Annotated in this window: 9 protein-coding genes; 5 read left to right on the top strand and 4 right to left on the bottom strand. The window is 39.2% G+C overall.

What is annotated here, in order from left to right:
* The first annotated feature begins 1 nt into the window (after window position 1).
* The 4 genes from lptC (at window position 2) to HMPREF1505_RS09430 (ending at window position 6,379) form a co-directional block, all read left to right on the top strand.
* Complete coding sequence (gene lptC / locus HMPREF1505_RS09445) at window positions 2–655, top strand: LPS export ABC transporter periplasmic protein LptC (RefSeq protein WP_004359885.1); 654 nt, start codon at window positions 2–4, stop codon at window positions 653–655.
* Window positions 656–977: 322 nt separating this feature from the next.
* Entirely contained in the window at window positions 978–2,243 is a 1,266-nt protein-coding gene (locus tag HMPREF1505_RS09440; RefSeq protein WP_013265567.1) for a hemolysin family protein, read from the top strand.
* Between the two features lie 100 nt (window positions 2,244–2,343).
* On the top strand, window positions 2,344–4,491 hold the full coding sequence (locus HMPREF1505_RS09435; RefSeq protein WP_036924904.1) for a peptidylprolyl isomerase: 2,148 nt from the start codon (window positions 2,344–2,346) through the stop codon (window positions 4,489–4,491).
* Window positions 4,492–4,714: 223 nt separating this feature from the next.
* Window positions 4,715–6,379 carry an AMP-binding protein gene (locus HMPREF1505_RS09430; RefSeq protein WP_004359882.1) on the top strand — a complete coding sequence of 555 codons (1,665 nt, stop codon included), beginning with the start codon at window positions 4,715–4,717 and terminating at the stop codon, window positions 6,377–6,379.
* 523 nt (window positions 6,380–6,902) lie between these two features.
* Here the strand turns inward: HMPREF1505_RS09430 and HMPREF1505_RS09425 are convergent.
* Both HMPREF1505_RS09425 and HMPREF1505_RS09420 read right to left on the bottom strand, forming a co-directional pair.
* Window positions 6,903–7,535, bottom strand: coding sequence for a cation diffusion facilitator family transporter (locus tag HMPREF1505_RS09425; RefSeq protein ID WP_036924903.1), 633 nt, complete (start codon window positions 7,533–7,535; stop codon window positions 6,903–6,905).
* A gap of 73 nt (window positions 7,536–7,608) precedes the next feature.
* On the bottom strand, window positions 7,609–8,400 hold the full coding sequence (locus HMPREF1505_RS09420) for a Cof-type HAD-IIB family hydrolase (protein ID WP_036924901.1): 792 nt from the start codon (window positions 8,398–8,400) through the stop codon (window positions 7,609–7,611).
* A 135-nt stretch (window positions 8,401–8,535) separates the two neighbouring features.
* Here HMPREF1505_RS09420 and trmB point away from each other — a divergent pair, with 135 nt between their 5' ends.
* Entirely contained in the window at window positions 8,536–9,333 is a 798-nt protein-coding gene (gene trmB / locus HMPREF1505_RS09415; RefSeq protein WP_036924899.1) for a tRNA (guanosine(46)-N7)-methyltransferase TrmB, read from the top strand.
* A 209-nt stretch (window positions 9,334–9,542) separates the two neighbouring features.
* On the opposite strand, the gene HMPREF1505_RS09410 is transcribed toward trmB, so the two are convergent.
* Together HMPREF1505_RS09410 and HMPREF1505_RS09405 are read right to left on the bottom strand one after the other, a co-directional pair.
* A complete protein-coding gene (locus HMPREF1505_RS09410) occupies window positions 9,543–10,253 on the bottom strand; it encodes a LytTR family DNA-binding domain-containing protein (protein WP_013265661.1) in 711 nt (236 codons plus the stop codon).
* Window positions 10,228–11,310 (bottom strand): sensor histidine kinase, encoded by a 1,083-nt coding sequence (locus tag HMPREF1505_RS09405; RefSeq protein ID WP_036924897.1) that lies wholly within the window; start codon window positions 11,308–11,310, stop codon window positions 10,228–10,230. The genes HMPREF1505_RS09410 and HMPREF1505_RS09405 overlap by 26 nt, the downstream gene beginning before the upstream one ends.
* Window positions 11,311–11,449 lie beyond the last annotated feature (139 nt).

Below are 11,449 nucleotides of genomic sequence, written 5' to 3'. Positions count from 1 at the left end.
TATGCGTTCAAGCCTTTATTCATTTTTTATTGGATTAGTATTATTTACAGCGAGCTATGCTATGGTTTCCTGTTCGGAGGAACGTGAGCATACTGCTCCTGCTATTCATGACCGTGACTCTGTGCCGGTTATGACTACATATGGTGTCAATACTCTTATCTCAGATTCAGGCGTTATTAAATATCGTATTGTTACTGAGCGTTGGGAAATTAATGAGAATAGAAGACCTTCGCGTTGGACTTTCAATAAAGGAATCCTACTTACTCAGTTTGATTTGAAGAAACATGTAGTGGGCTATATTCAATGTGACTCTGCTGTTTACTTTGATAAGGACCGTCGTTGGGAACTAAGAGGGCGTGTAAGAATCCTTACAGCGCAAGGGCTTAATTTCTATAGCAATGAACTCTATTGGGATGAGCGTAACCATGAGATGTGGTCATATTCTTATTCACACCTCAAGACACCTGATAAGGAATTGCAAGGAAACTGGTTCCATAGCGATGAGCAGATGACAAATTACGAGATACGACAGACAAAGGGGTGGGGCATCTTCTCTAATAATGAGTTTATGTCGCCTGCTGGTTCTCCTCCCTTTACGCCTATTGATACCACACGTGTTGATAGCATGAAAGGTCCTGTAGTTAAACAAAAGTAATAATTGTAGTTTGATAAAACTTAAATATTCTTCCCTACCATGTATAATCTCTCTTAAATAGATAGTTTCGTGTTGTTTTAAGCGTTAGTAAGTTTATCCTTACAATCCTTACTTACAACAAGTTATTCTCCTTTCATTAATCTATTGCATTGCAATTAGTGCTCCGCACCATTGGTGCTAAGCCTTCGCACGACATGTGTGGGGCATCAACACAATCATAGAATATGAGAAAATAGGTTCATAACTATTGTATATAGGAAGAGACTTATGACTAACATGTACGGGAAATGTTTACCAAGTCGCACTAAATAGTAATAAGAAATTGGATATAAATTTAATTATAGGAATTATAATAACAATGGTACTCTCTGCATTCTTTTCAGGAATGGAGATTGCCTTTGTTGCAAGTAATCGTCTTCTTGCGGAGATGGATAAGGAGAAGAATGGTATTGCACAAAAGTGTCTAACCATCTATTATAATAATCCGAATGGTTTTGTATCTACGATGCTTGTAGGTAACAACATTGTTCTTGTTATGTATGGTATCTTCTTTGCTCAGATATTTGATACGACACTGTTTGCATCGTTTGATTCAGCAACACGTGTGATATTAGATACTTTAGCATCAACACTCGTCATTCTTTTTACAGGAGAGTTCTTACCTAAGACCTTGTTTAAGAGCAATCCTAACCGCTTACTTACCTTTTTTGCCCCATTGGCATATGTCTTTTTTATTATTCTTTGGCCTATTAGTCGCTTTGCAACCTTTCTTGCGCGAGTCCTCTTGCGTCTTGTTGGTGTAAAGATGGATGAGAAAGAGTCTGATGGTACGTTTACGAGAGTAGACCTTGACCACCTTGTACAGAGTACTATTGAGAATGCTAAGAACGAAGATGAAATAGAAGACGAGGTAAAGATATTCCAAAATGCCTTGGAATTTCAAGATACGAAAGTGCGTGATTGCATGGTGCCACGTACTGAGATTAAGGCTGTTGAAGAGAATTGCTCGCTCGAAGAACTACAGCAAATGTTTATAGAAAGTGGTAACTCTAAGATAGTTGTTTATGAAGGGGATATCGATCATATAAAGGGTTATATTCACTCTTCAGAGATGTTCCGTTCTCCAAAGAACTGGAAAGACCATATCCGACAAATGCCGTTTGTGCCAGAGACGATGGCTGCACATAAACTTATGCAGGTTTTTCTTCTCCAAAAGAAAAGCTTGGGAGTCGTTGTGGACGAGTTTGGCGGTACCAGTGGTATTGTTTCATTGGAAGACATTGTAGAAGAAATCTTCGGCGACATTGAGGACGAGCATGACAATACAAAGTATATTGCAAAGCAGATAAATGATAACGAGTATGTCCTTTCGGCACGTTTGGAGATTGACAAGGTGAATGAAATGTTCAATCTTGATTTGCCAGAGAATGATGATTATATGACAGTCGGAGGCTTATTGTTACACGTCTATCAGAGTTTTCCAAAACTAAACGAAATCATTACCGTTGGGCAATATGAGTTTAAGATAATCAAGAACACTATGACAAAAATAGAACTCGTACGGCTAAAAGTCAATGGTACAGAGTAATTTCTGAATGAAAAATTATGATACTTGCCCTTTTTTTTGTATTTTTGTGGGCAATTTGTCATATTGAATAGAATAATTAAAATCAAATAATAAATCTAAAATGGCAGCATTAGGAAAAATTAGAAGCAAAGGCGGCATACTGGTAGGCGCTATCGGTCTTGCCTTGTTTGCATTCTTAGCTGGAGATGCAGCTCGCTCGTGTGATGGAATCAAGGGCGAAGCGCGTCAGCAGATTGGAGAAATCTTGGGCAAAAAGATTAGTGTCCAGGATTATCAGAAGTTGATTGATGAGTATCAGTCTGCAATTAAGTTTACTATGCAGCGTGATAATCTCACCGATCAGGAACTTAATCAAGTAAAGGACCAAGTTTGGCAGCAGCTTGTAAGCAATCGTGTTATCGAGGCTGATGCAGAGAAGGTTGGTCTTACTGTAACAGAGAAAGAGATTCAGAACGTATTGAATGAGGGTACTAATCCAATGTTGGTTCAGACTCCATTCGTGAACCAGCAGACTGGTCGTTTTGATGTAAATGCTCTAAAGCAGTTCTTTGATAGCTATAACAAGGCTAAGGCTGCAAAGTCTCCACAGGTAGAGCAGATGCAGCCTATCTATGACTATTGGCTCTTTGTAGAGAAGAATCTTCGTGCTCAGTTGCTCGGTCAGAAGTATCAGGCACTGCTCGCAAGTTGTGTTCTCTCAAACAAGGCTGAGGCTAAGATGGCTTTCAAGGATAATAACGAGGAAAGTCAGATTCAACTTGCTTCTTTGGCTTACAGCACTGTAAAGGATGCTGATGTTAAGGTGACAGACGATGACCTCAAGGCTAAGTATGCAGAATTGAAGCCAGCTTTCCGCCAAAATGTTGAGACACGTGATATCAAGTTTGTTGACTTCCAGATTAAGGCAAGTGCTGCAGACCGCAGTCAGGTTGTTAAGGAGATGAACGACTTCCAGAAGCAACTTGCTTCTGCAAAAGATCCTGCTGCTGTTGTTAGCAAGAGTGGTTCTGAGATTCCTTATCTTGGTCTTCCTGTAAGTAACAAGGCTTATCAGCAGTATCCTGACATTGCATCAAAAATTGATTCACTTTCTGTAGGTACAACTGGTGTTGTTGAAAACGCTCAGGATAATACTTTGAATATTATCCGTGTACTTTCTAAGGCACAGTTGGCAGACTCAATCCAGTTCCGTCAGATTAATATTGCAGCTGCAACTCCTGATGAAGCACGTGCTAAGGCAGACTCAATCCAGAAGGCATTGGCTGGTGGTGCTGATTTTGATGCACTTGCAAAGCGTTATGGTCAGACTGGTGAGAAGGTATGGTTTACTGGTCAGCAGTACGAGATGGCTCCAAGTATGAGTCAAGACAACCGTACATTTATAAATGCTCTGCTCAATGGTGAGGTGAATGCAACGCAGAATCTTGCTCTTACGCAGGGTAACATTATCCTTCAGGTACTTGATAAGAAGGCCTTTACAACAAAGACAACTGCTGCTGTTATTAAGAAGGTCGTAGACTTCTCTAAGGCTACACGCAGCAATGCTTACAATAAGTTCTCTGAGTTTGTTGCTAAGAGTTCTACTGTAGCAGACCTTGAGAAGAATGCTCCTAAGTCTGGTTATCAGGTTCAGTCACTCAATGACATCTCTACGGCTGAGCACTATGTTGGTGGTATTCCTGGTACACGTGACGCGCTGAAGTGGCTCTTCGAGGCTAAGCAGGGTGAGGTTTCACCTCTCTATGAGTGTGGTAATAATGATCACCTCTTGGTTATCGCTTTGACTGCTGTTCATCCACAGGGCTATCGTTCATGGGATGATGCACAGGTAAAGGAAATCCTCAAACGTGAGGTTATTAAAGATAAGAAGGCTGAGAAGCTCATGGCTAAGCTCAAGGGTGTAAACTCTATTGCAGCAGCTCAGGCTAAGGGTGCTAAGGTTTCTTCTGTTAATCAGATTACATTTGCAGCTCCAGCATTCGTACAAGCAACTGGTTCTGTAGAGCCAGCTCTCTCTGGTGCAGTTGCAGGTACAGCAGCAGGCAAGTTCTCTAAGGCTCCTGTAAAGGGTAATGCTGGTGTTTATGTGTTCCAGGTAGTAAAGAAGTCTATGCGTGCAGGTTCTAAGTACGATGAGACTTTGGTAATGCAGCAGGCTGCTCAGGCAAATATGCAGTTGGTTGGTAACTTTATGCAGGATCTAATCCTTAAGGCAAAGGTTGTTGATAACCGCTACCTCTTCTTCTAAGAGATAACTACACCTTATATATATAAGACGGATGTACTATCAAAGTATATCCGTCTTTTTTCTTTATATAGCTTTTTTGTGGCTTTAACAAGTTGAATATCGTGTTATAATAATTATTTCTTTGAAGCTCTCATTTAAGCTAATCTTTATACATTTCCGCACATAATATTTTGAAATGTGCTTATAAATATGTATCTTTGCACACAGATTGAAATATTGTGCAATGGAAAAGATTCCGAGTTTTAATGAATTAATAGAGAAGAGTATCATCGAACATTGGGACCGTGATGCTCTAACAGATTATAAAGGCAAGACCCTTCAATATCATGATGTTGCAAGAAAGATTGAAAAGTTGCACATTATGTTTGAGGCAAGTGGTGTAAAACGTGGTGATAAGATAGCGCTATGTGGAAGAAACTCTTCTGCTTGGGCTGCTTCTTTCCTTGCAGTACTCACTTATGGTGCGGTAGCTGTGCCTATCTTGCATGAGTTTATGCCAGAGCAGATTCATAACATTGTCAATCACTCAGATGCAAAACTTCTTTTTGTAGGTGATGTCGTTGTGACTCAGATTGACGCCATGAAGATGCCAAACTTGGAGGGAATTATTTATATTCCAGATTACTCATTGGTAGTAAGTCGTACGGATAAGTTGACTTATGCACGTGAACATCTCAATGAGGAGTTTGGACGTCGTTACCCTAAATACTTCCGTCCAGAGCATATACATTACTATCGTGAGCAGAGTCCAGACGAACTTGCTTTGATAAATTATACCAGTGGAACCACAGGCCGCTCTAAAGGTGTAATGCTTCCATACCGTTCTTTATGGAGCAATGCTGATTTTGCTAAGCATGTTTTAGGCCATGTAATTAAGCCCGGAGATAATGTTATCAGTATTCTTCCAATGGCTCACATGTATGGAATGGCTTTCGAGTTTATCTATGAGTTCCTCTCAGGTGTTCATATTTACTATTTGACACGTATCCCTTCTCCTGCTATTATCTCTCAAGCACTTCAAGAGGTAAAGCCTGTTATTATGATTGCTGTACCTTTGGTAATTGAGAAGATTATTCGTAAGAAGGTATTCCCAAAGATTCAGAACAATCGTATGCGTCTCCTGCTGAATATGCCAGTAATTAATAAGAAGGTACGTGCAAAGATTCGTGAGCAGGTATATCAGGCCTTTGGTGGTAATCTTTACGAGATTATTATTGGTGGAGCAGCTCTCAATGGTGAAATCGAAAGTTTCTTACGTCGCATAGAGTTCCCATATACTGTAGGTTATGGTGCAACAGAATGTGGTCCAATTATCTGTTATCGTGATTGGAAGACTTTTAAGCAAGGCTCTTGTGGTCAGGCAGCTTTACACCAGGAAGTACGTATCAATAGTTCTGATCCAGTAAACGTGCCAGGTGAAATCTTGACCAAGGGACCTAATGTTCTTCTTGGTTACTATAAGAATGAAGAAGATACAGGTCAGACGATTGACAAAGATGGTTGGTTCCATACCGGTGACCTTGGTTTGATGGATGAGGATGGTAACGTCTTTATTAAGGGACGTTCTAAGAATATGCTTCTTGGAAGTAATGGGCAAAATATCTATCCAGAAGAGATTGAGGATAAACTTAATTCTCTGCCTCTCGTAAGTGAATGTTTAGTTATTCAGAGTGGTGAAAAGCTTATTGCCTTAGTTCATCCTGATTATGACGAGGCTCAGAACTTAGGACTCAATGCGGATGACCTCAAGAATATTATGGAGGAAAACCGCACACAGTTGAATACAATTGTACCAGCTTACTGCAAGGTTGCTGAGATACGTATTCAAGAAGAGGAGTTTGAAAAGACACCTAAGAAGTCAATCAAGCGATTCTTATACACAGAATAATCTTTTATTCTATTAGAATATCGGGGATATAAATCCTCTTTTATCCAGCATTTTATGCAACTATGGGTAGAAGGGAATTTATGTCCCTCTTTTGTTTTTACCCTTTTGATAGATTGATTTATAGTTGAGAAATTCTAACTTTGCCCTTTATTATAGTGAGACTATAATAAGTAATGTAAAATAAATTCACATAATCTATTTGTAAAGACCACCAAATAGCTTTCTATTAACGCCCTTTTGGCTTGCAAAAGGTGCCCTTTTGGAGTCTTATTAACGCCCTTTTGAAAGCTATCTAAGCACCTTTTAAAAAGCTGCCTTGTAATATTTTGAGTGTCAGGAGATTACAGAGGTATGGTGTATGCCTGTTTTTAGGTGTAAAATAGGATGTTGACTTGTGGGTTTTGTAATTTTTTTCTTTCCTTCTAATATGCACTCATCAAACTTATTTTAAGCTGATGAGATAGAATTAATCGGCTATGATTGACTCTGAACTTTAGAAAGAAATATGCATTGACAGACAGTACTATAACATTGTTAGTGATCTGCCAGTATCCCATAATAATCGTTTTGCCCAACGGAGAACAACCAATGCGCTGACAACGGCTACTGCTGAGTCAATCCAAGTAATGTTCCAAAACATGGCACAGAGTATTCCGATGATTGCTCCAATCTCTGTTAGAGCATCTGAAAGGACATGGAGGTAGGCTGCATGGCTATTGTAGTCTGCTGCACCATGATGTCCATGAAGGATTGAAGCACTAATAGTGTTTGCTACCAAACCTATTCCTGCTGTTGTTAATGCCAATTCATAGTTGTGGATTTCTCCATGTGAAGATAATCGTTCTACTGCTTCTACGATAATAAAGATAGCTGTGAGAATCAGGAATATACCACTTGTGAAAGCAGCTAAGTTTAGTATCTTTTCTGTATCGTAATGGGTCGTACCCTTGTTTTGTAAGTAGCGTACTAACACGTAGGCTGCCCAGTTGAGTCCGATAACCAATACGTGTGAACCCATGTGAACGCCATCTGCAAAGAGTGCCATTGAGTGGGAAGATAGTCCCACAACAATTTCAGCAAGCATAACACAGAAGGCGAAGACTACCACAAAGGCAGTACGTTTTTCTTGTGAAGAACGTTCTATCTTGTTTGACATTGTTTTCTTTAATTCCTAATGTTTAGTTATATATGCTTATGAATCAAGATTCAGAAGCCATAACCCTTAATCTTTAGTTGTTTATAATTCCGAAATGAATGAAGGCATTACGTATACCGTCCTCATCTACACTTGTTGTGACATAGTTAGCTACAGCTTTTATTCCTTCATAGGCATTTCCCATTGCGACACCGATACCAGCTGTTTGGAGAATCGTCATGTCATTGCCACCATCACCGAAGGCAATACATTCTTCCAAACCGATACCAAGGTGCTTTGACATCTGCTTCAATGCGTTCCCTTTGTCAGCTCCTTGTACAGTAATATCGGTGAAATTTGGATGCCAACGTGCTGATACACAGTGTGGCATTGATGGAGAAATAGCCTTCTCATCTTCTTCACTAAAGAAAGGAGTTAGCTGCAGAACGGATTGGCTAAGCAGTGGCTCTACAGGTTTATTGATATCGATGTTGTTAACACCCAAGGCTTGGACGAAGATTTCGTCAAAGATAGGTTTATGATTATGAAGTGCAACAACATCTCGACCACATACCAAAACGGCATAGTCGCGACGGCTGGCATCCTCAATCATTGCTCGTACCTCGGTTTCGGGAATAGGCATCAAAGTGATATCCTCTTCGCCAATAAAGGAACGTGCACCATTAAAGGTGATATATCCATCAATAAGATGTCGGATGGCATCAATGTTATTAATAATGGCTACAGGGCGTCCGGTGGAGATGAAAATCTTCACGCCTTGTTCTTTTGCCTGCTCAATAGCCTTTATAGTAGATGCTGGAATCTGATGCGTCTTAAAGGATACTAACGTACCATCTATGTCGAAGAATGCAGCTTTTATTGCCATGATGAATCACTTTTAGAGTACAAAGATACAAAAATATCTTGTAATCAAGTGAATTTATGGCTATGCAGTCAGTCTAAATAAATTAAATACTGCTCCTTACGGCTCGTTCCTTAATTTTATTGTACCTTTGCACTCATGAGTAAAGGTAAGTTAAAGAAATTTGCAGAGATGGAAACGTTTAAGAACGTTTTCCAATATCCTTATGGCGTTATCAGTGAAGTTCCGTTTGAAATGAGAGGGCATTGGCGTGAACAATATTTCCATAACGATAACCCGATTGTACTTGAGTTGGGATGTGGTAAGGGGGAATATACTGTTGGTTTGGCACGTGTTTACCCTAATATCAACTTTATTGGCGTTGATATCAAGGGTGCTCGTATCTATACAGGTGCTAAACAAGCTTTGGAAGAAGGGTTGGATAATGTAGCTTTCTTGCGTACCAGCATTGAGATTATCGACCGTTTCTTTAGCGAAGATGAGGTGCAAGAGATATGGCTTACCTTCTCGGATCCTCAGATGAAGAACGTGCATAAGCGTCTGACTTCTACCTTCTTCATGAATCGTTATCGTCGTTTCTTGATAGATGGTGGACTTGTTCATCTGAAGACAGACTCTAATTTTCTCTTTACATACACCACCTATATGGTTGATGTGAACAAACTACCAGTTCTGTTCCGTACAGAAGACCTCTATGGTAATGAGTTAAGCGAGGGTAGGGTGGCTGAAAATCAGATGGATGAGAAGACACGTGAGATTCTTGGTATTCATACTTATTATGAGAATCAATGGATTGAACGTGGATTGAACATCAAGTATATGAAGTTCCAGTTACCAAGAGAAGGTGAACTGGTAGAGCCAGATGTTGAGATTGAACTTGATGATTACCGCTCATTTAAGCGCACGAAACGCAGTGGATTGACTACGAGTAAGTAGCGTTGTTCTGATGTTTGCGAGGTAAAAACATATATATATGAATTTTGAAATGGATAAGTTTCACTATCCATTTCGGCTTTTTGACTTTTCTTACCCATATAGTTATCTATGGGATTAAAGCATAAAAAAGACACTAACTTCTATTTTCTTCTTTTGAAAGAGACAGAAGTTAGTGTCTTTATTATTTTGTTTGTTTTATCTTTTCAAGCTTATAATGTATGTCCATCAAGATAATCTTGAAGAACTGTTTTATAACTATCTGAGATTGGAAGGATAGAATCTCCGATTACAACGCGGAAACGATCAATGCCGTCAATCTTCTTCATGTGTACGATGTAGGAACGATGAATGCGCATGAATTCAGGTTTAGGAAGTGACTCCTCAATCTTCTTCATGTTCATTAAACTCATGATTGGCTTATGGTCGTTAGCAAGATAAATCTTAACATAGTCCTTCAATCCTTCAATATAGAGGATGTCATCAAACATGATTTTAACCAGTTTGTACTCGCTCTTCACAAAGATAAAGCGGTCGTTCGACGCATTCTCTGTCTGACGGGTACTTTGGAACCAGTCTAAAGCCCTGTTTGCACCAGCTAAGAAGTCATCATAGCTAATTGGCTTCATAAGATAATCAATTGCATTTGCCTTGTAACCATCGATAGCATATTGGCTGAAAGCAGTTGTGAAAATAATCTTAGTTTCCTTTGGTAGAATCTTTGCAAACTCCAGTCCACTAAGTTCAGGCATCTGTATATCTAAGAATATGAGGTCAACCCTATTCTCACGGATGGCTTTTACGCCTTCTACAGCACTATTAAAAACACCAATTAAGTTCAAAAAGAGTGTTTTCTTAGCATAACTCGCAAGCAAGTCTGCTGCTAAAGGTTCGTCGTCAATGATTATACAGTTTAGTGTCATAAATGATAATTTTAGATGAATATGTATTTCTATTACTATCAAATCCCTTCTCCCATTTGTACTTACCAGGGTAAGCAAGCTCAAGACGGCGCTCCACTTGTTTGAGACCTATGCCATGGCCGTTCCTTTCTGCCTCTCCCTTTGGGTTGTTACTGTTTTGTATGGAGAATATTATTTGCTCATTATTTGCATCTAACTTTATGTGAATAAAGTTCTTTTGCTCTGGATTAATACCATGTTTAAAGGCATTCTCTAACAATGAGATAAATATCATTGGCGCAACATGGATGTTACAATTAGATGGGATGTTACACTCGCGTTTGATTTCTACATTCTCTGGTATGCGTATCATCATCAAGTCGACATAATTGTGTAAGAACTCTACTTCTTCCTTCAGGCAGACGTAAGGCTGCTGGTTGTCATAGAGAATATGTCGTAACATCTTTGAAAGGTCGATAATTGCCTTCTGCGCCTTTTCTGTATCGAAAGCTGTCAGCGCGTAGATATTATTCATTGTGTTGAGCAAAAAGTGTGGGTTGACTTGCTGACGTAAGTTTACCAACTCGGCTTTTGTCATTGCTGTTTCTGCCTCACGCTTTTCCTTTTCAGCCTTTGACCAACGCTGTGCCATTAGTATCGATGTAGCAACACCAGCACAGATACTTAGGTTAAAGACATTGCGTATAATAAAAAAGATGTGTGGGTATACGTACTTGTTCTCTTTGTTTTCTACAAAGATTTGGTATGGATAAGTCATCAGGTTTTGCTCACCTGAGATGTAGTATAACCATTCGTGCTGTACAATAGATAAGAAAAGGATGAGCAGTGTATTGATTACCCAAAACTCTTTCTTCCGTCCCTTTAATAACATGGGGGCAAGTACAAAATAATTGGTATATGCAACTGCCATCATTGAAAGGGGAATGATATATATCGACAAGTCGTTTTGCCATGATGTATGTCCTTGCGGAGCGTACAAAATTGGTATGAGGAAAAGCGGAAGCCAAATGATAATTTGGTTCCAAAAGCTCTTAAATATGTCTGTTTGTTTCCTCATTTATTACTTTTATTTGTCTTTACAACTATATCTGCAAACAAAGGTAATAAAACTTTTTGTAAAATAAAATGTATTGATTGAATATGTGAGTTTTTTTTACATTAACCTATTGTTATATATATACAAAAGGTTTTTAATT

It is taken from the genome of Prevotella sp. ICM33, assembly GCF_000517825.1.
Classification (GTDB): Bacteria; Bacteroidota; Bacteroidia; order Bacteroidales; family Bacteroidaceae; genus Prevotella; species Prevotella melaninogenica.
Note: the sequence above shows the minus strand (reverse complement) of the source record. Positions and strands in the feature narration are given on the sequence as shown.

Excerpts from the sequence above, each read along its gene's own strand:
- HMPREF1505_RS09410 (WP_013265661.1), bottom strand. The coding sequence starts at position 10,253 with ATGACACTAAACTGTATAATCATTGACGACGAACCTTTAGCAGCAGAC.
- lptC (WP_004359885.1), top strand. The coding sequence starts at position 2 with ATGCGTTCAAGCCTTTATTCATTTTTTATTGGATTAGTATTATTTACA.
- trmB (WP_036924899.1), top strand. The coding sequence starts at position 8,536 with ATGAGTAAAGGTAAGTTAAAGAAATTTGCAGAGATGGAAACGTTTAAG.
- HMPREF1505_RS09425 (WP_036924903.1), bottom strand. The coding sequence starts at position 7,535 with ATGTCAAACAAGATAGAACGTTCTTCACAAGAAAAACGTACTGCCTTT.
- HMPREF1505_RS09420 (WP_036924901.1), bottom strand. The coding sequence starts at position 8,400 with ATGGCAATAAAAGCTGCATTCTTCGACATAGATGGTACGTTAGTATCC.
- HMPREF1505_RS09430 (WP_004359882.1), top strand. The coding sequence starts at position 4,715 with ATGGAAAAGATTCCGAGTTTTAATGAATTAATAGAGAAGAGTATCATC.
- HMPREF1505_RS09435 (WP_036924904.1), top strand. The coding sequence starts at position 2,344 with ATGGCAGCATTAGGAAAAATTAGAAGCAAAGGCGGCATACTGGTAGGC.
- HMPREF1505_RS09405 (WP_036924897.1), bottom strand. The coding sequence starts at position 11,310 with ATGAGGAAACAAACAGACATATTTAAGAGCTTTTGGAACCAAATTATC.